This is a genomic window from Streptomyces sp. NPDC057854, from assembly GCF_042797055.1.
Classification (GTDB): Bacteria; Actinomycetota; Actinomycetes; order Streptomycetales; family Streptomycetaceae; genus Streptomyces.
Map to the genome: position 1 here is coordinate 189368 of NZ_JBHVMF010000007.1, position 23887 is coordinate 213254.

The 23887-nt window shown below is 74.4% G+C and carries 21 protein-coding genes; 13 read left to right on the plus strand and 8 right to left on the minus strand.

What is annotated here, in order from left to right; all coding sequences use genetic code 11:
* The first annotated feature begins 8 nt into the window (after positions 1–8).
* The 4 genes from ACFVQZ_RS13015 to ACFVQZ_RS13030 are packed head-to-tail and all read left to right on the plus strand — an operon-like array spanning position 9 to position 4139.
* Positions 9–1679, plus strand: a complete 1671-nt coding sequence (locus ACFVQZ_RS13015; RefSeq protein WP_383621586.1) for an FAD-dependent oxidoreductase — start codon at positions 9–11, stop codon at positions 1677–1679.
* Positions 1676–2479, plus strand: coding sequence for a glucose 1-dehydrogenase (locus ACFVQZ_RS13020; protein ID WP_383621588.1), 804 nt, complete (start codon positions 1676–1678; stop codon positions 2477–2479). Before ACFVQZ_RS13015 ends, ACFVQZ_RS13020 begins: the two co-directional genes overlap by 4 nt.
* Positions 2464–3228, plus strand: a complete 765-nt coding sequence (locus tag ACFVQZ_RS13025) for a glucose 1-dehydrogenase (protein ID WP_383621590.1) — start codon at positions 2464–2466, stop codon at positions 3226–3228. The genes ACFVQZ_RS13020 and ACFVQZ_RS13025 overlap by 16 nt, the downstream gene beginning before the upstream one ends.
* Positions 3225–4139 carry an alpha/beta hydrolase gene (locus ACFVQZ_RS13030; protein ID WP_383621592.1) on the plus strand — a complete coding sequence of 305 codons (915 nt, stop codon included), beginning with the start codon at positions 3225–3227 and terminating at the stop codon, positions 4137–4139. Before ACFVQZ_RS13025 ends, ACFVQZ_RS13030 begins: the two co-directional genes overlap by 4 nt.
* A gap of 75 nt (positions 4140–4214) precedes the next feature.
* Here the strand turns inward: ACFVQZ_RS13030 and ACFVQZ_RS13035 are convergent, their stop codons facing one another.
* The 4 genes from ACFVQZ_RS13035 to ACFVQZ_RS13050 all read right to left on the minus strand — a co-directional run bounded on the left by ACFVQZ_RS13035 (position 4215) and on the right by ACFVQZ_RS13050 (position 10174).
* On the minus strand, positions 4215–5855 hold the full coding sequence (locus tag ACFVQZ_RS13035; protein ID WP_030493395.1) for an NAD(P)/FAD-dependent oxidoreductase: 1641 nt from the start codon (positions 5853–5855) through the stop codon (positions 4215–4217).
* Positions 5852–7414 (minus strand): FadD3 family acyl-CoA ligase, encoded by a 1563-nt coding sequence (locus ACFVQZ_RS13040; RefSeq protein ID WP_383621594.1) that lies wholly within the window; start codon positions 7412–7414, stop codon positions 5852–5854. The genes ACFVQZ_RS13035 and ACFVQZ_RS13040 overlap by 4 nt, the downstream gene beginning before the upstream one ends.
* A 220-nt stretch (positions 7415–7634) precedes the next feature.
* The gene (gene argG, locus ACFVQZ_RS13045) at positions 7635–9083 is read right to left on the minus strand and encodes an argininosuccinate synthase (RefSeq protein ID WP_030493397.1); all 1449 of its coding nucleotides are present in this window, start codon (positions 9081–9083) and stop codon (positions 7635–7637) included.
* Between the two features lie 92 nt (positions 9084–9175).
* Positions 9176–10174: an endonuclease/exonuclease/phosphatase family protein gene (locus tag ACFVQZ_RS13050; protein ID WP_383621596.1), complete on the minus strand. Its 999-nt coding sequence runs from the start codon at positions 10172–10174 to the stop codon at positions 9176–9178.
* Positions 10175–10333: 159 nt separating this feature from the next.
* Here ACFVQZ_RS13050 and ACFVQZ_RS13055 point away from each other — a divergent pair, with 159 nt between their 5' ends.
* Positions 10334–11101, plus strand: a complete 768-nt coding sequence (locus ACFVQZ_RS13055) for an NPP1 family protein (RefSeq protein WP_030493399.1) — start codon at positions 10334–10336, stop codon at positions 11099–11101.
* Between the two features lie 12 nt (positions 11102–11113).
* Here ACFVQZ_RS13055 and ACFVQZ_RS13060 read toward each other — a convergent pair whose 3' ends face one another.
* Positions 11114–12457, minus strand: a complete 1344-nt coding sequence (locus ACFVQZ_RS13060) for an ROK family protein (protein ID WP_030493400.1) — start codon at positions 12455–12457, stop codon at positions 11114–11116.
* Between the two features lie 173 nt (positions 12458–12630).
* Here ACFVQZ_RS13060 and ACFVQZ_RS13065 point away from each other — a divergent pair, with 173 nt between their 5' ends.
* The 6 genes from ACFVQZ_RS13065 (at position 12631) to ACFVQZ_RS13090 (ending at position 19951) form a co-directional block, all read left to right on the plus strand.
* Positions 12631–13941, plus strand: a complete 1311-nt coding sequence (locus ACFVQZ_RS13065) for an ABC transporter substrate-binding protein (protein WP_383621598.1) — start codon at positions 12631–12633, stop codon at positions 13939–13941.
* An 11-nt stretch (positions 13942–13952) separates the two neighbouring features.
* Positions 13953–14948, plus strand: coding sequence for a carbohydrate ABC transporter permease (locus ACFVQZ_RS13070; protein ID WP_383621600.1), 996 nt, complete (start codon positions 13953–13955; stop codon positions 14946–14948).
* Positions 14941–15819, plus strand: a complete 879-nt coding sequence (locus ACFVQZ_RS13075) for a carbohydrate ABC transporter permease (RefSeq protein ID WP_383621602.1) — start codon at positions 14941–14943, stop codon at positions 15817–15819. Before ACFVQZ_RS13070 ends, ACFVQZ_RS13075 begins: the two co-directional genes overlap by 8 nt.
* Positions 15820–15878: 59 nt before the next feature.
* Entirely contained in the window at positions 15879–17246 is a 1368-nt protein-coding gene (locus ACFVQZ_RS13080) for a GH1 family beta-glucosidase (protein ID WP_383621604.1), read from the plus strand.
* A gap of 212 nt (positions 17247–17458) precedes the next feature.
* Entirely contained in the window at positions 17459–19645 is a 2187-nt protein-coding gene (locus ACFVQZ_RS13085; RefSeq protein ID WP_383621607.1) for a discoidin domain-containing protein, read from the plus strand.
* 135 nt (positions 19646–19780) lie between these two features.
* A complete protein-coding gene (locus ACFVQZ_RS13090; RefSeq protein ID WP_321192545.1) occupies positions 19781–19951 on the plus strand; it encodes a hypothetical protein in 171 nt (56 codons plus the stop codon).
* A gap of 38 nt (positions 19952–19989) precedes the next feature.
* Here ACFVQZ_RS13090 and ACFVQZ_RS13095 read toward each other — a convergent pair whose 3' ends face one another.
* Entirely contained in the window at positions 19990–20574 is a 585-nt protein-coding gene (locus ACFVQZ_RS13095) for an HAAS signaling domain-containing protein (RefSeq protein ID WP_030493406.1), read from the minus strand.
* Positions 20571–20942, minus strand: a complete 372-nt coding sequence (locus ACFVQZ_RS13100; protein WP_030493407.1) for a PadR family transcriptional regulator — start codon at positions 20940–20942, stop codon at positions 20571–20573. The genes ACFVQZ_RS13095 and ACFVQZ_RS13100 overlap by 4 nt, the downstream gene beginning before the upstream one ends.
* A 115-nt stretch (positions 20943–21057) precedes the next feature.
* Between ACFVQZ_RS13100 and ACFVQZ_RS13105 the strand changes: the two genes are divergently transcribed.
* Together ACFVQZ_RS13105 and thpR are read left to right on the plus strand one after the other, a co-directional pair.
* Complete coding sequence (locus tag ACFVQZ_RS13105) at positions 21058–22098, plus strand: hypothetical protein (protein WP_383621612.1); 1041 nt, start codon at positions 21058–21060, stop codon at positions 22096–22098.
* Between the two features lie 75 nt (positions 22099–22173).
* Positions 22174–22755 (plus strand): RNA 2',3'-cyclic phosphodiesterase, encoded by a 582-nt coding sequence (gene thpR / locus ACFVQZ_RS13110; protein WP_383621615.1) that lies wholly within the window; start codon positions 22174–22176, stop codon positions 22753–22755.
* On the opposite strand, the gene ACFVQZ_RS13115 is transcribed toward thpR, so the two are convergent.
* Positions 22742–23851, minus strand: a complete 1110-nt coding sequence (locus ACFVQZ_RS13115; protein ID WP_383621618.1) for an Lrp/AsnC family transcriptional regulator — start codon at positions 23849–23851, stop codon at positions 22742–22744. The genes thpR and ACFVQZ_RS13115 overlap by 14 nt on opposite strands.
* Positions 23852–23887: the final 36 nt, after the last annotated feature.

Here is a 23887-nt window from a genome sequence, read left to right on the forward strand (position 1 = left end):
AGCAAGCGTTGGACACCCCGTGGGACCACACCTACGACGTGGTGGTGGTCGGCTCCGGCTCCGCCGGCCTCGCCGCCGCCCTCACCGCCCGGCTGCGCGGCCTGACCGCCCTCGTCGTCGAGAAGACCGGCGTCTACGGCGGCTCGACCGCCCTGTCCGGCGGCGCCATCTGGGTGCCGAACAACTTCCACCTCGACGAGGCCGGACTCGGCGACACCCCCGAGAAGGCCCGCGCCTACCTCGACGCCACCGTCGGCGACCGCGTCCCCGCGGCCCGCAAGGACGCCTACGTCGCCCACGGGCCGCGCATGGTCCGCGAGTTCCACGACCGGACCGCCGTCCGCTTCATGTACACCCCCGGCTACTCCGACTACTACCCGGAGCGCCTCGGCGGCTACCCGCAGGGCCGGTCCGTCGAGCCACGGGTCTTCGACCTCCGCAGGCTCACCCCCGAGGCCCGCGCCACCCTGCGCCGCGCCGGCCTGCCCACGTACGGACTCACCATCACCTCCAAGGACTTCCGGCAGCTCAACATGGCCGGCCGCACCTGGGCCGGCCGGCGCACCGCCGTGAAGGTCGGCGCCCGGGCCGTCGCGGACCGGCTCGCCCGCCGCCGGCCGGTCTCCCTCGGCGAGGCGCTGGTCGCCCGCATGCGGTACTCCCTCGACCGGCTCGGCGGCGACCTCTGGCTCTCCGCCCCCATGACCGGCCTCGTCGAGGAGGGCGGCCGGGTCACGGGGATCCGGGTCCGCCGCGACGGCCGCGACCTCGCCGTCCGCGCCACCGGCGGCGTCGTCCTCGCCTCCGGCGGCTTCTCCCACGCCCAGGACCTCCGCGAGAAGTACCTCCCCGCGCCCACCTCCACCGGCTGGAGCGCCGCCGCCGACGGCCAGACCGGCGACGCGCTGGAACCGGCCCTCGCCCTCGGCGCCGCCCTCGACCTGATGGACCGCGTGTGGGGCGCGCCGACCGTCGTCACCCCGGACGGCCACCCGTTCTTCCTCGTCGCCGACCGCGGCGTCCCCGGCATGGTGATCGTCGACTCGGCGGGGGAGCGGTACGCCAACGAGGCCGCGCCGTACCACGAGTTCGTCGACGCCATGTACGCCCACCAGGCCCGCGGCGGCGCCACCGCCGTACCGTCCTGGCTGATCCTCGACGCCGCCGCCAAGTCCCGGTACGTCTTCCTGGGCCTCCTCCCCGGGCAGCCGTTCCCCCGCCCGTGGGTCGAGCAGGGCCTCGTGAAGCGGGCCGCGACCGTGGAGGAGCTGGCCGCGCTCATCGGCGCCGCCCCGGAACGGCTGCGCGCCACCGTGGACCGCTTCAACGGCTTCGCCCGGGCCGGCCGGGACGAGGACTTCCACCGCGGCGACAGCGTCTACGACCGCTACTACGGCGACCCGACGCTGCCCAACCCCAACCTGGCGCCGCTGGAAAAGGGCCCCTTCCACGCCGTCCCCGTCCACCCCGGCGACATCGGCACCAAGGGCGGCCTCGTCACCGACGCCACCGCCCGCGTGCTGCGCGAGGACGGCACCACCATCCCCGGCCTGTACGCCTCCGGCAACGTCTCGGCCGCCGTCATGGGCGCCACCTACCCGGGCCCCGGCGCGACCATCGGCCCCGCCATGACGTTCAGCTGGCTCGCCGTCGGCGACATCGCGGGGGACCGGACGTGACCGGCGGCGGCACGGACGCCCTGCGCGGCAGGACGGTCGTCGTCACCGGCGGCGCCCGGGGACTCGGCGCGGCGACGGCGCGCGCCGCCGCCGCGGCCGGGGCCCGGGTGCTCGTCACGGACGTCCTGGAGGACGAGGGCCGCGCGGTCGCCGGGGAGCTCGGGGACCACGCCCGGTTCGTCCGCCACGACGTCACGTCCGAGGACGACTGGCGCGCGGTCGTGGACCTCGCGGAACGCACCTGCGGAGGGGTGCACGGCCTGGTCAACAACGCCGGGATCTCCGGAGGTTCGCACGCCCTGGAGGAGCAGACCGCGGAGGCGTTCCGCCGGGTCGTCGACATCGACCTCACCGGCGTCTTCCTCGGCCTGCGGACCGTCGTGCCCGCGATGCGGGCCGGCGGCGGGGGCTCCGTCGTCAACGTCTCCTCCGCCGCCGGCCTGACCGGCCTGGCCCGCACCGCCGGATACGGCGCGGCGAAGTGGGGCGTCCGCGGCCTCACCAAGATCGCCGCCGTCGAACTGGCCGCCGACCGGATCCGGGTCAACTCCGTGCACCCCGGCATGATCCACACCCCGATGACCGCCCACCTCGGCATCCCCGGCGGGGACGGCGGGTACCCCGCCGTCCCCGCCGGCCGGGTCGGGGTGCCCGACGAGATCGCCGGCGCGGTCGTGTTCCTGCTCTCCGACGCCGCCTCGTACGTCACCGGCGCCGAACTCGCCGTCGACGGTGGCTGGACCGCAGGACCCGTCCCCGCCGCCCCCGCTCGGGAGGACCGCCGATGCCCGTCGACCTGACCGGAAAGGTCGCCCTGATCACCGGCGCGGCCCGCGGCATGGGCGAGGCCGAGGCCCGCCTCTTCACCGCCCTCGGCGCCCGCGTCGTCCTCACCGACGTCCGCGAGGCCGAGGGCGAGGCCACCGCCGCCTCCCTCGGCCCGGCCGCCCGCTTCGTCCGCCACGACGTCACCGACGAACCGTCCTGGGCCGCCGCCGTGGCCGCCGCCCTCGACGCGTACGGCCGGCTCGACGTCCTCGTCAACAACGCCGCCGTCTACTCCACGTCCCCCATCGTGGACGAGGACCCCGCCCGCCTGGACACCCTCCTGCGGGTCAACCTCGTGGGCCCCTTCCTCGGCATCCGCGCCGCCGCCCCCGCCCTCCGGGACAGCGGCGGCGGCTCCATCGTGAACATCTCCTCCCAGGCCGGCCTCCAGGGCATCTGGGGCCACGGCGCCTACGGCGCCGCCAAATGGGGACTGCGCGGACTGACGAAGACCGCCGCCCTCGAACTCGGGCCGGACCGCATCCGCGTCAACTCCGTCCACCCCGGCGCCATCGCCACCGCCATGACCGCCCACCTCGGCACCGACCGCCACCCCGGGGCCCCGCTCGGACGGGTCGGACGGCCCGAGGAGGTCGCCCGGCTCGTCGCCTTCCTCGCCTCCGACGACTCCTCCTACCTCTCCGGCGCCGAACTCGCCGTCGACGGCGGCGCGTCCGCCGGCCGGATGCCGTTGCTCCCCGGAAAGGACACCGACGCGTGAAGCCGCCCGCACCCGAGGTCCGCGCCCTCATCGACCAGGCCGCCGCGCAGTTCCCGCCGATCGGCACGACGATGACCGACATCGCCGAGATCCGCGCCTTCTTCGCCGCCCGCCCCCGGCCTGCCGTCCCCGCGCTCCCCGTCGCCCGCGTCACCGACCACGACGCCGACGGCGTGCCCGTCCGCGTCTACGCCCCGGACGCCCGGCCCGACGCCCCCGTCATCGTCTTCTGCCACGGCGGCGGGTTCGTCCTCTGCGACCTCGACAGCCACGACCCGTTCTGCCGGAGCATCGCCGCCGCCACCGGCGCCACCGTCGTCGCGGCCGACTACCGGCGCGCCCCCGAGCAGCCCTTCCCCGCCGCCCCCGAGGACGCCTACACCGCCCTGCTGTGGGCGGCGCGGACGCACCCGGGCCGCCGCCTCGCCGTCGCCGGGGACAGCGCCGGCGGCCACCTCGCCACCGTCCTCGCCCTGCTGGCCCGCGACCGCGGCGGCCCGCCGCTCGCCTTCCAGGCCCTCTACTACCCGATGCTCGACCCCGCCCGCACCCGCCCGTCGCACCGCGAGCACGCCCAGGGCTGCTTCCTCACCGCCGACCACCTGCGCTGGTACTGGGACGCCTACCTGCCCGACCCGGCCGACCGCACCCACCCCCACGCGGCGCCGCTCGGCCACGCCGACCTCACGGGCCTCCCGCCCGCGCACGTCGTCACCGCCGGACTCGACCCGCTGCGCGACGACGGCATCGCCTACGCCGGAGCGCTCGCCGCCGCCGGCGTCGCCGTGCGGCACGACCACCATCCGGGCATGTTCCACGGCTTCCTGTCCATGGCCGGCGCCCTGCCCGAGGGCGCCCGGGCCCGCGAGGCCGCGTTCGCCGTGCTCCGCACCGCGCTCGACGGAGCCTGACCCCGCCCCGTACCCGCGCCCGCGCCCCCGCGCCCACCACCGGTGGACACGGGGGCGCGCGCCGTCCCCGGGATGTCACGGCCCGATCAGGTCGAACCCCTCGTAGCCCGCCTCCGCGACCGAGGCGATGATCTCCCCGTACACCGCGAAACCGCCGATGAACGGCATGAACACCCGCGGCTTCCCCGGGATGTTGGCCCCCTGGTACCAGGAGTCCGCCACCGGGAACAGGGTGGCCGCGGCCCGGTCCCGGCACTCCGCGACCCACCGCTCGACCGCCTCCGGCCGCGCCTCGATCGCCCGGAGGCCGTGCGCGTCCAGATGGCGCAGGCAGTCCGCCAGCCAGTCCACGTGCTGTTCGGCGCAGAGCACCACGTTCGCCATCACGGACGGGCTGCCGGCGCCCGTCAGGCTGAACAGGTTCGGGAAGCCGTCCACCCCCAGACCCAGGTACGTGCGCGGGCCCTCCGACCAGTGGTCCTTCAGCAGCCGCCCGCCGCGCCCCCGCACCTCGATCCGGTCGAGCGCGCCGGTCATCGCGTCGAAGCCGGTCGCGAACACCAGCACGTCCAGCTCCACCAGGGTGCCGTCGGCCAGCCGCACCCCGCCGCTCTCGACCCGCTCGATCGGATTCCGCCGCAGCCCCACCAGCTCCACGTCGGGCCGGTTGAACGCCGGGTAGTAGCCCGAGTCCGTGACGATCCGCTTGGTGCCGATCGGGTGGTCGGTCGGCACCAGCAGGTCCGCGACGGCGGGGTCCTCGATCAGCGCCCGCACCTTCTCCTCCCAGAACGCGCGCGCCGCGTCGTTCGCCTTCGGGTCGGTGAGCTGGTCGGGGAAGGTCTTGGAGTACAGCACCCCGCCCAGCCGCCAGCGCTCCTCGTACGCCGCCCGCCGCTCCTCGTCCGACACCTCGAAGGTCCGCGCCGGGTGCGCCTGGTGCGGCGAACCGCCGCCGCTGAGCCGGGAGAGCCGCCGCCGCTCGGCGTAGCCCGCCTTCTGCCGGGCCCTCGTCGTCTCGTCGAGCGGCCGGTTGCCGGCCGGGACGCTGTAGTTGGCGCTGCGCTGGAAGACCGTCAGGCGGGCCGCCCGCTCGGCGAGGACCGGCACCGCCTGGATGCCGGAGGACCCGGTGCCGACGACCCCGACCCGCAGCCCGGTGACGTCGACGCCCTCGTGCGGCCACGCCCCCGTGTGGTGGACGGGCCCGGCGAAGTGCGCGAGCCCCGGCAGCTCCGGCCGGTGCGCGGCGGACAGGCAGCCGACGGCGAAGACGCAGTACCGCGCCGTCACCGTCTCCCCACGGTCGGTGCGCACGGTCCAGGTGAGCGCCGTCTCGTCCAGCTCGGCCGAGACGACCGAGGTGCCGAAGGAGTAGGAGCGGCGCAGGTCGAAGCGGTCGGCGACGTGGGCGAGGTAGCGCAGGATCTCGGGCTGCGTGGCGTACCGCTCGCTCCAGTCCCACTCCTGCTGGAGGTCGTCGTCGAAGGAGTACGAGTAGTCCACGGACTCCACGTCGCAGCGGGCGCCGGGGTAGCGGTTCCAGTACCAGACGCCGCCCACGTCGTCCCCGCGCTCGAAGGCGCGGACGCGGAGGCCGAGGCCGCGCAGCCGGTGCACGGCGTACAGGCCGGTGACCCCGGCGCCGACGACGATCACGTCGACGTCGGCCTCGACGCCATCGTCGGCGGCGGGTGCGGTGGTGCTGTCGTTCACGTTCCTGCTCCTCGTCCGGTGGTGGTGGTGCCCGCCAGCCGTCGCAGCGCCCCCTTGTCGACCTTGCCCGCCGCGTTGTGCGGGAGGGAGGGGAGCGGGTGGAAGGCGCGCGGGGTCTTGAAGTTGGCCAGCCGTTCGCGGGTGTACGCGGTCAGTTCCGCGGCATCGATCCGGGCGCCGGCCGCGGGCACGCAGTACGCCACCCCGACCTCGCCGAGCCGTCCGTCGGGCGTGCCGACGACCGCCGCGTCCAGGACGGCGGGGTGGCCGCGCAGGACCTGCTCGACCTCGGCCGGATACACGTTGAACCCGCCGACCACGAACATGTCCTTCAGCCGGTCGGTGATCCGCAGGAACCCTCGGGCGTCGAGGACGCCGACGTCGCCGGTGTGCAGCCAGCCGTCCGCGTCGACGGCCTCGGCGGTGGCGGCGGGGTCGTCGAGGTAGCCGCCCATCACGTGGAAGCCGCGCGTCAGGATCTCGCCGGGCTCGCCCGGCGGGGCGTCGATCCGCAGCTCGGTGCCCTCCAGCGCGCGCCCGGAGGTCCGCGCCAGCGTCTCCGGCGACTCGTCGGGCGGGCAGACGGCGACCACGCCCGTCGACTCGGTCAGCCCGTACGCGGTGGAGACGGCCCGGGCGCCGAGGCCGGTCCTGATCTCCTCGATGAGGGCGGCCGGGATGTTCGCCGCCCCGGTGACCGCCATCCGCATCGCGCTCAGGTCGTACGCGGCGCGGCGCGGGTGGTGGAGGAGGGAGGTGAAGACGGTCGGCGCCCCGGTGAGGACGGAGATCCGCTCGTCCCGCATCCGGCCGAGGACGGCCTCCGCGTCGAAGACCCGCTCGGGGACGATCGCCGCCCCGTGCAGCAGGCACGCGAGGACGCCCGCCTTGTAGCCGAAGGTGTGGAAGAAGGGGTTCACCAGCAGGTACCGGTCGCCGCGCCGCAGGGTGACGGTGCGGGCCCAGGCGTCGTACACGCGCAGGTTCTGGCCGTGGGTGCTGGGGACGCCCTTGGGCCGGCCGGTGGTGCCGGAGGTGAAGAGGACGTCCGCGGGGTCGCCGGGGCGGACCGCGGCGGAGCGCGCCCGCCGCGCGGCCTCGGTGACCCGTGCGGCGCCGGCGAGGAAGGACGGCCAGTCGGCGGTGTGCAGGGCCACGGTCCGCTCCAGGAGCGGCAGTTCCTCGCCGGACCCGGCGAGCAGCGCGCGGTAGTCCGTGCCGAGGAAGTCGTGCTCGGTGAAGAGCAGCCGGGCGCGGGAGCGGCGCAGGATCTCGGCGGCCTCGGCGGCCCGGTAGCGGGTGTTCACCGGGACGAGGACGGCGCCGGCGGTCACCGCGCCGAGCGCGGCCACCACCCACCGGGCGCTGTTGGGCGCCCACACGGCGACCGTGTCACCGGGCCGGATCCCCTGGGCGATCACCGCGCGTGCCGTCTCGCCGACGCGGTCGCGCAGCTCCCGGAAGTTCCACCGGTCTCCGTCGAAGACCAGGGCCTCCTCGTCGCCGTACGTCTCGGCGGCCCAGTCCGCGAGCCCGGCCAGAGTCTCAGCGCCCCTCATGATCCGTCACGACCTCCCTGCGTGGCTGCACGACGGAGGGAGCGTGGCAGGCGCGGGCGGCCGGGCGCAGGAGCGGTTTCCCGCTGACCGGGAAGACCGGCACGGGGCCGGGGGGGGCGGGCAGGAGGGCGACCGGGAACGGGCAGCAGGGGCGGCGGGGAACGCGAAGGAGGGGCGGCCGGGGCCGCCCCTCCCGGGGTGTCGCGGGTGGTGCCAGCGACTAGTCGGTGCCGGTCTCCATGGCGGCGCGGTCGAGCGCCGTCTCCTCGCTGTCGGGGGTCTCGCCGCGCGAGGCGATCGCCTCGGCGCCGCCCTCCGGCATCGCGCCGATCAGACCGGTCGCGGCGGCCTGCGCGGCGCCGATGGCCGGGCTGCCCGAGCCGATGAGACCGATGCCAGCGTACTGCTCCAGCTTGGCGCGGGAGTCGGCGATGTCCAGGTTCCGCATGGTCAGCTGGCCGATCCGGTCCAGCGGGCCGAAGGCGGAGTCCTCGGTGCGCTCCATGGACAGCTTGTCCGGGTGGTAGCTGAACGCCGGGCCGGTGGTGTCGAGGATCGAGTAGTCCTCGCCGCGCCGCAGCCGCAGGGTGACCTCGCCGGTGACGGCGGCGCCGACCCAGCGCTGGAGCGACTCGCGGATCATCAGCGCCTGCGGGTCCAGCCAGCGGCCCTCGTACATGAGGCGGCCGAGCCGGCGGCCCTCGTTGTGGTACTGGGCGAGGGTGTCCTCGTTGTGGATGGCGTTGACGAGGCGCTCGTAGGCGGCGTGCAGCAGCGCCATGCCGGGGGCCTCGTAGATGCCGCGGCTCTTGGCCTCGATGATCCGGTTCTCGATCTGGTCGGACATGCCCAGGCCGTGCCGGCCGCCGATGGCGTTGGCCTCCATCACCAGGTCCACGGCGGAGGCGAACTCCTTGCCGTTGATGGTGACCGGGCGACCCTGCTCGAAGCCGATCGTCACGTCCTCGGCGGCGATCTCGACGGACGGGTCCCAGAACCGCACGCCCATGATCGGCTCGACGGTCTCGATGCCCGTGTCCAGGTGCTCCAGGGTCTTCGCCTCGTGGGTGGCGCCCCAGATGTTGGCGTCGGTGGAGTACGCCTTCTCGGTGGAGTCCCGATAGGGGAGGTCGTGGGCGACCAGCCACTCCGACATCTCCTTGCGGCCGCCGAGCTCGGTGACGAAGTCGGCGTCCAGCCACGGCTTGTAGATCCGCAGGTGCGGGTTGGCCAGCAGGCCGTAGCGGTAGAACCGCTCGATGTCGTTGCCCTTGAAGGTCGAGCCGTCGCCCCAGATCTGGACGTCGTCCTCCAGCATGGCCCGCACCAGCAGGGTGCCGGTGACGGCCCGGCCGAGCGGGGTGGTGTTGAAGTAGGCCCGGCCGCCGGAGCGGATGTGGAAGGCGCCGCAGGTGAGCGCGGCCAGCCCTTCCTCGACCAGCGCGGCGCGGCAGTCGACCAGGCGGGCCACCTCGGCGCCGTACGTCCGGGCGCGCCCGGGCACGGAGGCGATGTCGGGCTCGTCGTACTGACCGATGTCGGCGGTGTACGTGCAGGGCACGGCGCCCTTGTCACGCATCCACGCGACGGCGACGGAGGTGTCGAGACCACCGGAGAAGGCGATGCCGACGCGCTCGCCGACGGGAAGGGAGGTGAGAACCTTGGACATGGCAATAGTATGCATGAATCTGCATGGCTATGCAATGCCTGTCGTGGAGGCCCGGACGGTCCGGCCGACTGGCCCGGTTCCAGGGCTGACGCCTACCGCTCCGCGTCCAGGGCGACCCGGGCCAGCAGGGGCACGTGGTCGCTGCCGGTGGACGGGAGCGCGCGGATCGCGGGCACGCGGGCGCCGCGGGCGAGGACCTGGTCGATCCGGGCCACCGGGAAGGCCGCCGGGTAGCTCAGCGCCAGCCCGCGCTCCGGGGCCGCGAGGCGCGAGGTCAGCGGGGCGAGGCCGCGGTCGTCGACCGTGCCGTTGAGGTCGCCCGCCAGCACCACCCGGCGCGCGGGCTCCGCCGCCAGGAGCCGTCCGAGGCGGGCGGCGCTCTCGTCGCGGCGGGCGGACCCGAGACCGCCGGGCCCGAGGCGCACGGACGGCAGGTGCGCGACGTACACCGCCACCTCGCCGTACGGAGTGCGCACCTCGGCCCGGAGCGCCCGCTGCCACGGCCCGGCGATGCCCGCCGGCCGGATGTCGAGCGCGCGGTCGCCGTCGAGCGGGTGCCGGGACCAGAGGCCGACGGTGCCGTGCACGGAGTGGTACGGGTAGCGGGGCGCGAGTTCCCGGCGGTAGACGGCCGGCGCCGGGTCGACCAGCTCCTGGAGCGCGATCAGGTCGGCGCCGGAGTCCGCCAGCGCCCGGGCCGTACCGGCCGGGTCGGCGTTGTCGTCCGCCACGTTGTGCTGGACCACGGTCAGCTCGCGGGGACCCGGCCCGTCCGCCGGCAGCAGCAGCGGACCGAACGCCACGGTCCATGCGACGACCGGCAGGAGCAGCACGAGCAGCGCCGTCCGGGCGCGCCGCACCGCCGCGCACAGGAGGAGCGCCGCGGTGAGGGGGCCGAACCAGAACAGGAACGTCTCCAGGAGGCTGCCCAGCCGGCCGGGGGTGTTCGGCACGAACCGGTGGAACGCGAGCAGCGCGGCGGTCGCCCCGCCGAGCGCCGCGAGCACCCGGCCGCGCCGGCGCCCGCCGTCCGGCGCGCGCCGGACCCGCCACGGCCCGCGCCCGCCCGGTTTCCCTTCCCGTCCCGCCACGGCCACCCGTCCTTCCCCCGGCCTTCCGCCGGCATCCCTGATCAGGACGTTTCGGCCGGCCGGGCGGTTGCCGGCCGTTTGACGGGGGCTTGGAGTGGGCATGTCAGCGCGCGGCCGTCCGTCCCGCGGCCACCCCACGACCCCCTCAGGGAGCCGGAGTTGAAGACCTCGCGCCGCGTCACGAAGGGAGCCGCCGTCCTCGGCAGCGCCCTCGCCCTCCTCCTCGCCGTCCCGGGCACGGCCCTCGCCGCCCCGCCCGCCGCGCTCCCCGCGAACGCGGACGCCCTGGAGCAGACGTACCAGCCCGCGTACGACTACGACACCGACGGCTGCTACCCGACGCCGGCGATCGGCCCCGACGGCACCCTCAACCCCGGCCTGAGCCCGTCCGGCACCGTCAGCAGCCAGTGCCGGGACTCCGGGGACCTCGCCGCCACCAACGGCTACGCCCGCGCCCGCTGCAACAACGGCTGGTGCGCGGTCCTCTACGGCCTCTACTTCGAGAAGGACCAGGCCGTCTGGGGCAGCGGCCTCGGCGGCCACCGGCACGACTGGGAGCACGTCGTCGTCTGGATCCAGAACGGGCAGGCGCAGTACGTCTCCACCTCGAACCATGGCTCCTTCACCGTCCACGGCCGCAGCGCGATCCGCTGGGACGGCACCCACCCCAAGGTCGTCTACCACAAGGACGGCATCGGCACCCACTGCTTCCGGGCCGCCAACGCGAACGACGAGCCGCCCGAGAACCACCGCGGCACCTGGCAGTACCCCGCCCTCGTCGGCTGGAACGGCTACCCGCCCGGCATCCGCGAGAAGCTGAGCCAGGCGGACTTCGGCAGCGCCCACTTCGGCCTGAAGGACGGCAGCTTCGCCGACCACCTCGCCAAGGCGAAGCCGGCCGGCATCCCCTTCGACCCGTACGCGTGACGGGCGCGGGCCTCAGCCGGAGACCCGGTCCCGCAGCGCCGTCTGCCAGGCGGGCGCCGGCGTGCTCGGCGCCCGCTCGGGACGGCGCCCGCCCGAGGCGAAGAAGTCGACCAGCGGCAGCAGCCCGGCCCCGACGGTGACCGCCTCCGGCCCGAGGGTGCCGAGCGTGATCTCCGTGCGTCCGCCGGGGTGGCGGAGCGCGTATGCGCGGGCGTACGCCGCCACCGGGGCGAGGAACCGGCTGCCGAGCTGGAGCCCGGCCCAGCCCCCGACGAGGATCCGCTCCGGCTGGAAGAGGTTGATGAGGTCGGCCAGACCGGCGCCCAGGTACTCGGCCGTCTCGTCGAGCACGGCGAGCGCGCCCCGGTCGGGCGCGCGGCCCCCGGCTCCCGGCCGGTCCGGGTCCGCTGGGTCGGCCGGGTCGGCCGGATACGCCGCCGCCAGCATCGCCGTCAGGGCCGTCTCCTCGTCCGCGCCGGCCGGCGGCTCGCCGCCCGCCTCCCGCCAGCGTTCGAGCAGCGCCTCCGCGCCGGCGTACGCCTCCAGGCAGCCCTGGGCGCCGCAGCGGCAGCGCCGGCCCCGCACCCGTACCGTCAGATGGCCCCACTCCAGGGCCTGGCCCGGGCCCAGCGGGTCCGTGACCACGCACGCGCCGACGCCGGAGCCGAAGAGCACGACCACCGCGCTGCTCGCCCCCCGGCCGGCGCCGAACCACATCTCGGCCTGGCCCAGCGTCTTGGCGCCGTTCTCGATCCGGTACGGCACCTCCGCCGGCAGGTCGACCTGCTCGCGCAGCAGCCGTTCCAGCGGCACCGCGTCCCAGCCGATCGTCTGCCCGTGCACCACCGCCCCGTGCTCCGCCGTCCGCTCGACGATGCCGGGGACGCCGATCCCGACGCCGAGCAGGCGCTCCGCGGGCACCCCCGCGGTGCGCAGCACCTCGGCGATGCCGTCCCGCAGGTGGTCCACGACCACCGCCACCTCGTACCGCGCGGTCCTCGGCCCGGACGGCGCGAGCGGGCGCTCGGTGCGGGCCAGTTCGGTGAGTGCGAGGTCGAACAGCTCGATCCGCACCCGGGTCTCGCCGACGTCGACGCCGATCACGCAGCCGCTGTCCGGCGCGATCCGCAGCAGGGTGCGCGGGCGCCCGCCCGCGGAGCCGACGCTTCCGGCCTCCTCGACCAGGCCCTCGGCGACCAGTTCCGCGACCACGTTGCTGATCGACCCCGAGGAGAGCCCGGTCGCGGGGCCGAGCGCGAGCCGGCTCGTCGGCCCGTCGAAGTAGAGCCTCCGCAGCACGGCCGTCCGGTTCTCGCGCCGCAGGTCGCGCACCGTGCGGCCACTCTTCGCGTGCACTGCCGCCCCCTCCGTCGTAGTCGTCCGCCGCAACATACCCCCACGGCAAGGCTTGACGCGCCCTTCTCATGGAGTTTAACTCACACCCTGAATTAAGCCGGTGGAGCGGTGGGCGGTCCGGGCGCCCCCCTCTCGGTCCTTCCTCCCACCTTCCCTGAAAGGGACCAGGAGCCATGCGCAGAATCAGAGCCGCCGTCACGGGTGCCGTCACCCTCTCCCTCGTCCTCACCGCGACCGCCTGCGGCGGCGGGGGAGCGGACGGCGGCGGCGGGGCCACGAAGACCCTCACCTACTGGGCCTCCAACCAGGGCTCCAGCCTGGAGGCCGACAAGAAGGTCCTCCTGCCCGAACTGGACGAGTTCGAGCGGCGCACCGGCATCAAGGTCGAACTGGAGGTCATCCCGTGGTCCGACCTCCTCAACCGCATCCTCACCGCCGCCACCTCCGGCAAGGGCCCGGACGTCCTCAACATCGGCAACACCTGGAGCGCCTCCCTCCAGGCCACCGGCGCCCTGCTGCCCTGGGACGCGAAGAACTTCGGCGCCATCGGCGGCAAGGACCGCTTCGTCGCCTCCGCGCTCGGCTCCACCGGAGCCCCCGGCCAGGACCCGGCCGCCGTCCCGCTCTACTCGATGGCGTACGCCCTTTACTACAACAAGCGGATGTTCAAGGACGCCGGCATAGCGAAGCCGCCGACGACCTGGGACGAGGTGATCGCCGCCGGCAAGAAGCTCAGCAAGGACGGCAAGTGGGGCATCGGCGTCGAGGGCGCCAACCTCTCCAACAACATCCACCAGGTCTTCGTCCTCGGCAAGCAGCACGGCGCCGACTTCTTCACCGCCGACGGCAAGCCCGACTTCACCTCCGACGGCGCCGTGGCCGCCGTCAAGCAGTACGTGGACCTGATGGCCACCCACAAGATCGTCGCCCCCGGCAACGCCGAGTACGCCCAGAACCAGTCCCTCAGCGACTTCGCCAAGGACAGGACGGGCATGGTCCTGTGGCAGACGCCCTCCCAGACCTTCGCCTCCCAGGGCATGTCCGAGGAGGAGTGGGGCGTCGTCCCCGCCCCCGTCCCCTCCGGCAAGCCGGGCACCGGCACCGCCACCAACTCGATGGTCGCCGGCATCAACATGGCCGTCTTCAAGAACACCGACAACCTCGACGGCGCCCTCAAGTTCGTGCAGTTCATGACCAGCGACGAGGAACAGGTCGCCCTCAATAAGACGTACGGCTCCGTGCCCCCGGTCAAGAGCGCCCAGCAGGACCCCGCCTTCTCCGGCCCCTCCCTCGCCGTCATCCGCGACACCCTCGCCACCAGCGCCGCCGCCCTCCCGCAGGTCCCGGAGGAGTCCCAGTTCGAGACCGTCGTCGGCACCGCCGTCAAGAAGCTCTTCGCCGACGCCGCCGCCGGACGCCCCGTCACCACCGAGTCCGTCCGCGCCGAGCTCGACAAGGCCCAGCAGCAGATGCCGAAGAAGTAGGCACCGCCCCCATGACCCAGACCGCCGTCACCACCCCCGCGCGGGAACCGGCGGTGCGCAAGCCCCCGCCCGGAGGGGCGCGCACCGCCCGCCGCTCCGGGCGCCGCCGCGTCGCACTGCCCTACCTGCTGCTCCTGCCCGCCCTGCTCCTCGAACTCCTCGTGCACCTGGTGCCGATGCTCATGGGCCTCGCCATGAGCTTCAAGGAACTCACCCAGTTCTTCCTCCGCGACTGGACGGCCGCCCCCTGGGCCGGACTCGACAACTTCTCGGTCGCGCTCGACTTCGACGCGGCCGTCGGCAAGTCCCTGCTGGCGTCCTTCCTGACCACCTGCCGGTTCACCCTGCTCTCCGTGGGCCTCTGCTGGCTCCTCGGCACCGCCGCCGCCGTCCTCCTCCAGGAGAACTTCCGCGGCCGGGGCTTCCTGCGCACCCTCTTCCTCGTCCCGTACGCCCTGCCGGTCTACGCCGCCGTCATCACCTGGGCGTTCATGTTCCAGCGCGACAACGGCCTCATCAACCACGTCCTGCACGACCAGCTCGGCATCGGCGACAGCCCCGCCTTCTGGCTCATCGGCGACAACAGCTTCTGGGCCCTGCTCGCCGTCTCCGTCTGGAAGGGCTGGCCGTTCGCGTTCCTCACCGTCATGGCCGGACTCCAGAACATCCCCCGCGACCTGTACGAGGCCGCCGCCCTCGACGGCGCCGGCGTCTGGAAGCAGATCCGCCACGTCACCCTGCCGTCGCTGCGCCCGATCAACCAGGTCCTCGTCCTGGTCCTCTTCCTGTGGACCTTCAACGACTTCAACACGCCGTTCGTGCTCTTCGGCAAGGCGGCCCCGGAAGCGGCGGACCTCATCTCGCTCCACATCCACCAGGCGTCCTTCCAGACCTGGAACTTCGGCTCCGGATCCGCCATGTCCGCGCTCCTGCTGCTCTTCCTCCTCCTCGTCACCGGCGTCTACCTCCTGCTCACCACCCGCGGAAGGAAGACCACCGATGGCTGACACCACGGCCGCCCGCCGGCCGCGCTCCCCGATGGCCCCGCCGCGCTCCTTCCTCTGGACCCGCCGGATCGTCCTCACCCTCCTCACCGGCTTCGTCCTGCTGCCGGTGTACGTGATGGTGTCCAGCTCGCTGAAGCCGCTGGAGGACGTCTCGGGACGGTTCGCGTGGATCCCCTCCGCGTTCACCCTGCGCCCCTACGCGGACATCTGGGAGACGGTCCCGCTCGCCGACTACTTCGTGAACTCGATCGTCGTCTCCGCCGCCGCCACCGTCCTGTCCGTGGCCGTCGCCGTCCTCGCCGCGTACGGCGTCAGCCGCTACACCTTCCGCGGCAAACGGGTCTTCACGGTCACCGTCCTGTCGACGCAGATGTTCCCCGGCATCCTCTTCCTGCTGCCGCTCTTCCTCATCTACGTCAACCTCGGCAACGCCACCGGGATCGCCCTCTTCGGCACCCGCGAGGGCCTCGTCCTCACCTATCTGACCTTCTCGCTGCCCTTCTCCATCTGGATGCTCACCGGCTACTTCGACGCGATCCCGCGCGAACTGGACGAGGCGGCCAAGGTGGACGGCTGCGGCCCGCTCCGCGCGCTCTTCCGCGTCGTCGTGCCCGCCGCCCGCCCCGGCATCGTCGCCGTCGCCGTCTACGCCTTCATGACCGCGTGGGGCGAGGTCCTCTTCGCCTCCGTGATGACCGACGACACCACCCGCACCCTCGCCGTCGGCCTCCAGGGCTACGCCACCCAGAACGACGTCTACTGGAACCAGGTGATGGCCGCCTCCCTCGTGGTGAGCGTCCCCGTCGTCGCCGGCTTCCTGCTCCTCCAGCGCTACCTCGTCGCCGGCCTGACCGCGGGCGCGGTCAAGTGACGACCCCCGCGCGCCCGGGCGCGCCCCGCCCCCAGCCCCGTACCGCAGAAAGGCACCCCGTGTCCGACCCCACCGCCGCCCCGCTCGACCTGGCGGCCTTCCCGCCGTCCTTCGCCTGGGGCACGGCCACCTCCGCCTACCAGATCGAGGGCGCCGTCGCCGCGGACGGCCGCACCCCCTCCATCTGGGACACCTTCTGCCGCGTCCCCGGCGCGATCGACAACGGCGACACCGGCGACACGGCCTGCGACCACTACCACCGCTGGCCCGAGGACATCGCCCTGATGAAGGAGCTCGGCACCGGCGCCTACCGGATGTCGATCGCCTGGCCCCGGGTCGTCCCCGGCGGCGACGGACCCGTCAACGCCGCCGGACTCGACTTCTACGACCGGCTCGTCGACGCCCTCCTCGACGCCGGCATCACCCCCAACGTCACCCTCTACCACTGGGACCTGCCGCAGACCCTCCAGGACCGGGGCGGCTGGACCTCCCGCGCGACCGCCGAACACCTCGCCGCGTACGCCTCCGCCGTCGCCGGCCGGCTCGGCGACCGCGTCACCCGCTGGGCCACCCTCAACGAACCGCTCTGCTCCGCCTGGATCGGCCACCTGGAGGGCCGGATGGCGCCTGGCCTCACCGACCTGACGGCCGCCGTCCGCGCCTCGTACCACCTGCTCCTCGGACACGGTCTCGCGACCGCCGCGATCCGGGCCGCCGCGCCCGGCGCCTGCGTCGGCCTGGTGACCAACCACTCCACCGTCGAGCCGGCCTCCAGCCGCCCCGAGGACGTCGCCGCCGCCCGCCGCATGGACGGCCACACCAACCGCTGGTGGCTCGACCCGGTGTACGGCCGCGGCTTCCCCGCCGACCTGCGCGAGCTGTACGGCGTCGCCCTCCCCGAACGCCCCGGCGACCTGGAGACCATCGCCGCCCCGCTCGACTGGCACGGCCTCAACTACTACTTCCCGGTGACCGTCGAGGACGACCCCGGCGGCCCCGTCCCGTACGCCCGCGAGGTCCGCCTCCCCGACGTGCCCCGCACCGGCATGGACTGGCAGATCGGGGCCGACGGCCTGGAGAGCCTGCTGCTGCGGCTCACCGAGGAGTACGGCGTCCGCGAGCTGTACGTCACCGAGAACGGCTCCGCCTTCCCCGACACCGCCGGCCCCGGCGGCGCCGTCCACGACCCCGAGCGCACCCGCTACCTGGAGGAGCACCTCGCCGCCTGCGCGAGCGCCCTCCGCAAGGGCGTCCCGCTCGCCGGCTACTACGCCTGGTCGCTCCTCGACAACTTCGAGTGGGCGTACGGCTACGACAAGCGGTTCGGCCTCGTCCACGTCGACTACGCCACCCAGCGGCGGACCGTGAAGACCAGCGGCCGGCGCTACGCCGCCCTCATCCGCGCCCACCGGGAGCTGCACGGCTAGCCGCCCCCTGCCACCGCCGGAGACCGGTCCGACGCACCTGACGGACCGGTCTCCGGCATGCCCGCGCCCTGCCTGCGAGCAGGTCGATCGATGCTTAATGCAAGCCAAAAGAAAAGAGGTGTCGCATGCCTTGACCGTCCCCTGGCGGCGCGGGCAAGGTTTCGGCGAGCGCTCGCCCCCAGGCATCCACCCCCTCCCCCCGAGGAGATCCCATGTCCTCCGCCGCGCCCCCACCCGCACGCCGGCGCCGTGCCCCGGCACTCCGCCGCCCCACCGCCGGGGCCCTCGTCGCCGCCCTGGCCGGAACCCTGCTCGCGGTCGTCCCCACCGCCCCGGCCCAGGCCGCCGAGACCCTGCTCTCCCAGGGCGGGACGGCCACCGCCTCCACCCTCGAAGGCGCCGTCTTCCCCGCCTCCGCCGCCGTCGACGGCGACTTCGGCACCCGCTGGGCCAGCCAGTGGGCCGACCCCCAGTGGCTCCAGGTCGACCTCGGCGCGAGCCGGCAGCTCAGCAGGGCCGTCCTCACCTGGGAGGCCGCGTACGGCAAGAGCTACGAGATCCAGGCGTCCGACGACGGCACCAGCTGGCGCACCGTCACCGCCGTCACCGGCGGCGACGGCGGCACCGACGAGGTCACCCTGTCCGGATCCGGCCGCTACGTCCGCATGAACGGCCTCACCCGGGGGACCGGATACGGCTACTCCCTCTGGGAGTTCCAGGTGTACGGCTCCACCGGCACCACCGGCCCGACGCTCCCCGGCGGCGGCGACCTCGGCCCGAACGTGCACGTCTTCGACCCGTCCACGCCCGGCCTCCAGGCCAAGCTGGACCAGGTCTTCCGGGAGCAGGAGTCGGCCCAGTTCGGCCCCGGCCGCCACGCCTTCCTCCTCAAGCCCGGCACCTACAGCGGCCTCAACGCCCAGCTCGGCTTCTACACCCAGATCGCCGGCCTCGGCGTCCGCCCCGGCGACACCACCGTCAACGGCGACGTCACGGTCGACGCCGGCTGGTTCAACGGCAACGCCACCCAGAACTTCTGGCGCGGCGCCGAGGGCCTCACCCTCAACCCCGTGAACGGCACCGACCGCTGGGCCGTCTCCCAGGCGTCCTCGTTCCGCCGCATGCACGTCAAGGGCGGCCTCAACCTCGCCCCGAACGGCTACGGCTGGGCCTCCGGCGGCTACATCGCCGACTCCAAGATCGACGGCCAGGTCGGCAACTACTCGCAGCAGCAGTGGTACACCCGCGACAGCTCCATCGGCGGCTGGTCCAACAGCGTCTGGAACCAGGTCTTCTCCGGCACCGAGGGCGCGCCCGCGAACGCCTTCCCCGAGCCCCGCTACACCACGCTCGACACCACGCCGGTCTCCCGCGAGAAGCCCTACCTGATCTGGCAGGACAACCAGTACAAGGTCTTCGCCCCGGCCAAGCGGACCAACGCCCGCGGCACCACCTGGGCGAACGGCACCCCCCAGGGCGAGACGATCCCGCTCACGCAGTTCTACGTCGTCAAGCCCGGCACCAGCGCCGCCACCATGAACCAGGCCGTCCAGCAGGGCCTGCACCTGCTCTTCACGCCCGGCGTGTACCACGTCGACCGGCCCATCGAGATCACCCGCGCCAACACCGTCGTGCTCGGCCTCGGCCTCGCCACGATCATCCCGGACAACGGCGTCACCGCGATGAAGGTCGCCGACGTCGACGGCGTCCGCCTCGCCGGCTTCCTCGTCGACGCCGGACCGGTCAACTCCCCGGTCCTGCTGGAGATCGGCCCGCAGAACTCCGCCGCCGACCACGCCGCCAACCCGACGACCGTCCAGGACGTCTACCTCCGCATCGGCGGCGCCGGCCCCGGCAAGGCCACCACCAGCATGGTCGTCCACAGCGACGACGTCATCGTCGACCACACCTGGGTCTGGCGCGCCGACCACGGCGAGGGCGTCGGCTGGGAGACCAACCGCGCCGACTACGGCGTCCGCGTCCACGGCGACGACGTCCTCGCCACCGGCCTCTTCGTCGAGCACTTCAACAAGTACGACGTCGAGTGGTACGGCGAGCGCGGCCGCACGATCTTCTTCCAGAACGAGAAGGCGTACGACGCCCCCAACCAGGCCGCCATCCAGAACGGCACCACCAAGGGCTACGCCGCCTACCGCGTCGACGACTCGGTCGACACCCACGAGGGCTGGGGCCTCGGCAGCTACTGCTACTACAACGTCGACCCCACCATCCGCCAGGACCACGGCTTCAAGGCCCCGGTCAAGCCCGGCGTCAGGTTCCACAGCCTGCTGACCGTCTCGCTCGGCGGCAACGGCCACTTCGACCACGTCATCAACGACACCGGCGCCCCCACCGAGGGGACCTCCACCGTCCCGTCCACGGTCGTCCACTTCCCCTGACGACCCGCCGGTCCTCCGTGACCGTCCGGCCCCGGTGCGGCGAGACCGCCCGGGGCCGGACGGCGATTGCGGGCGGTCCCGGCGCGGCGGACGATGGAAGGAGGACGGGCCGAGAAGGACCGGAGGAGAGACGTCATGGCCGAAGAGCAGGGCGACCCGCTCGCCGCCTGGACCGAGCGCCTGCTCGCGCTCGGGACCGGCATCTCGCCGGAGGACGCCGAGGCGTTCGTCCACGACCTCTACACCCACGCCCAGGCCGCGCTCGACGAGGAGCGGGCCGAAGTCGAGTACCAGCGCGAGGAGTAGCCCGGCGCGGGCGCCGCCCCGCGCCGGACCGTGCGGGGTCAGTCCCGGAGGGCCCGCAGCAGGACGGCCGCGCCGGCGGCGGGCACGGCGACCAGGAACACGCCCAGGAGCAGCACCTCCAGGGGGCCGATCCGGCCCCCCGCGAGCATCAGCCCGCCGAGCAGCAGGAGCGCCGGCACGGCGACCGCCGTGGCCGTGCCGATCCGCTTGTGCCGGGCGGTCCACAGCGGCGACATCCAGAGCAGCGCCAGCCCGATCGCGAGGACCAGGGCGCCCAGGGCGGGCTGGGCCAGGACGACCAGGCCGCCGAGCGCGGGCAGCGCGGCGATCAGCCGGGCGGCCTGCCGGCCGGCCAGCGGCCCGGCGGGCGCGGGAGCGGCGGGGGCGGCCGGTGCGGCCGGGCGCGGGCCTTCCTCGGCGAGCGCGGAGGCGGCCACCGTGCGCGGCTCGCCCAGCTCGGCGAGGACCGCGCGGATCCCGGCGTCGTCGCGGGCGTCGCTCACCTCGATGTGCTCGCGGAGGTCCGCGAGGAGTTCGGCCCGGCGGTCGGCCGGGAGTTCGGCGGTCTCCCGGGCGACGGCGTCGAGGTAGGCGGCGACGAGCGGGTGGTCGATGGCGTTCATGCGGGGTCCCCCTGCGGGTCGTGGAGAAAGTGGTCGACGGCGTCCCGGAAGTGCGGCCACGCGCCGGTGAACTCGGCGAGCGCGGCCCGGCCGAGGGCGGTCAGCGCGTAGTAGCGGCGCGGCGGCCCGCTCGGGGAGTCGCGCAGCTCGGTGTCGACGTAACCCTCCCGCCGCAGCCGCGACAGCAGGGGGTAGATCGTGCCCTGACTGGTGGACATGACGCTGACCGCGGACAGCTCGGCGAGCAGTTCGACGCCGTACTTCGGCGCGTCCCTGAGCAGCGCGAGGACGCAGTACTCCAGCACCCCCTTGCGGAGCTGGCTGGAGACCTTGCCCCCCGCCTCATTGCTTGCGTTACCAGGAACCATGCAATGCAAGATAGCTCCGGAGGGCGCCGCCGACAAGCCGCGGTCCGGCGGGAACCGGCCGCTCCGGCCGATCGTGTTACGGGGGACGGGCCCGACCGGGACGAGGGGAGACGCGGTGGCCGCCACCGAGGCGAGGATCGACAGGGACACCCTGCTGCTGGGAGACGGGGTGCGGGTGCGCTTCATGCGCACGCTCCGGCTGCCCGAGACCGGCACCCACCGGCTGCCCCCGGGGCTCGGCACCTTCCCGCTCCGCCGCGTCCAGGACCACCTCGACACCGTGCCCGAGGCATGGCGCGCCAAGGGCGGCGTGATGATGCCGGTCTACCTCCGCGAGGCGATGTGGCTCAGCTTCGCCGGCAGCCCCGAACCCGCGGCCCTCCAGGTCGGCGTTGGCAAGGTCTGCGCGATCTCCGGCAGGAAGTGGACCGGGAAGCTGTCCCGCCGCCCGCAGAACTACGTCGTCCTGCCCCGCCAGCCGTGGCTCGACGGCATCAACTCCGGCAAGGGCACCGTGCGCCAGTTCGTCGCCGTCCCGCACGGCATGGGCGCCACCGTCGAGGGCCAGGTCACCGGCGAGGAGACCGTCGGCGGCCTCCAGCTCCAGGCGTTCCCGCTCGCCCCGGAGCCCCGCGCCGCCTGGCGCGAGGAACAGCGCCGCCTCGCCGAGGCCCGCGCCCGCTTCGCCGCCCCGGGGATGCCCGCCGCGTACGGCGCCGCCCCCGCCATGCCGATGGCCGCACCGGCGGGCGCGCCGCCGGCCGGCGCGGCGATGGGCATCGGCGCCGGCGGCACCATGCGCCAGGAGGTGTACGAGGACGACCGGCCGGCCCGCGACTGGTCCGGCACCCCCGACGCGCGGGTCTTCGTGCACCTGGTGACCCCGCCCGAGTGGCGCCGCATCACCGGCGAGGAGCCCCCGCCGTCCCCCGCCGACCGCGCCGCCTACACCCGCGCCGGCCTGCCCTGGTACGACTACTTCGACGCCGACGGCACCGACCTCGCCCCCTCCGGCACGCTCGCCGACGTCAAGCCCGTGGGGGAGTGGCTGGGCGACGACCTCGACCCCTGGACCCCGCCGGCCCCGCACCAGATCACGCCGCTCGGCCCGCCGCCGCCCCCGCCCGGCGCCACGATCGCCGACGGCGACTGGTGACCCGGACCCGGTAGGGGGCGCCCTACCGGGGACCCCGCCCGCAGGGCCGCGGCCCCGGCACGGTACGAAGACAGGGTGAACGACTCGATCCGCCCGGCCACCATCCGCGTCTTCATCGCCCTGGCGCCGCCCGACGACGCCAAGGACGAACTGGCCCGGGCCCTGGCCCCCGCCTATGCCGCCCACCCCGGCATGCGCTGGAACCGCATCGAGGACTGGCACATCACCCTCGCCTTCCTCGGCGAACTGCCCGTCACCGCCGTCCCCGCCCTGCACGCCCCCCTCGCGGACCTCGCCGCGGCCCGCCGCCCCCTCGGACTCGCCCTCCGGGGCGGCGGCCACTTCGACTCCCGGGTCCTGTGGAGCGGCGTCGCCGGCGACGTCCCCGGCCTCCACCGCCTCGCCGACGACGTCCGCACCCTCGTCAAAGAGGCCGGCATCCCCTACGAGGGCCGCCCGCTGCGCCCGCACCTGACCCTGGCCCGCGCCCGCAGGGGCGACCTCACCTCCGTGCCGGAAGCCGCCGCCGTCCTCGACGGCTTCGCCGGCCGCCCCTGGCCGGCCGCCCGCCTCCACCTCGTCGGCAGCGACGACGCCCGCGGCCCCGCCCCCGTCCGCTACCGGGACATCGCCTCCTGGCCGTTCACCGGCCCCTGACCCCGGGTGGGGGCTCGTCGTCCGGCGCCGGCGGACGCGGGGCGCGCAGCCGGTCGAGGAGCGCGGACTCGGCCGTCTCCGAACGGGGGTCGGTCCAGCGGGCCAGAGGCACCGCGCGGAGGTGACGCCCCCGGGGGTCGAGCAGATGGCCGCCCAGCTTCATCGGCCACAGGGTCAGCGCCCGGTCCGTCACCAGCAGTTCCGGGAACCGCTCGGAGAGCCGCGCCTCGAACGGCGCGATGTCGTCGACCGACCGCAGCCAGGCCGCCAGCAGCAGGTTGTACGGCCCCGACAGGGACGCGCACATCCGGATCTCCCGCAGCGCGCTGATCCGCTCCGCCAGCCGGGGCGCCCGGCTCTGCGGGACCGTCGCCCACAGCGACACCGACACCGGCCACCCGGACAGCGACCGCGCCACCTCACAGCGGTACACCAGCGCGTGCTCGGCCTCCAGCCGTTCCAGCCGCCGCCGCACCGTCGTGGGACTGAGCCCGGTCCGCTCCGCCAGCCGGGCCGCGGACTGCCGGGGATCCTCGCTCAGCACCCGCACCAGCTCCAGGTCCCGCCCCTCCAGCGGCCGCCCGCCCGCGGACCGGACCGGCGCCGGACGGGCGGGCCCCGTGAGCCGCCGCCGCTGCTCCTCGGTCAGCCGGTCCAGCCGCCACCGGCTCCCCTCGGTGTGCAGGGTCGTCGCCACCTGCGTCCGGGACGCGGCCACCCCGTCCAGCGCACCCAGCCGGAAGCCGACGTACCGGGCGAGCTCGGCCTGGTCGGTGAAGACGGCGGTCACCAGCAGGTCCCGGCCGCCGCTGACGTGTTCCAGGTTGAAGACGTGCGGATCCTCCGCCACCGCCGCCGCGACCTCGTGCAGCCGGCGGGGCGCGCAGTCCACCTCGATGTACGCGATCACCGCCGGTGCCTGCGCCCGCACCGCCGGGTGGACGCTGATCCAGGCGTTGCCCGACCGCGACAGCCGCGCCCAGCGGCGGGCCACAGTCGAGGCGTCGAGACCCAGCGCCTCGCCCACGGTCTGCCAGTCGGCCCGCGGAGCGACCTGCAGGGCCGTCACCAGCAGATAGTCCAGCTCGTCCAGCAACGCCCACCACCCCATCCGCGAAACGGCTCATTCGCG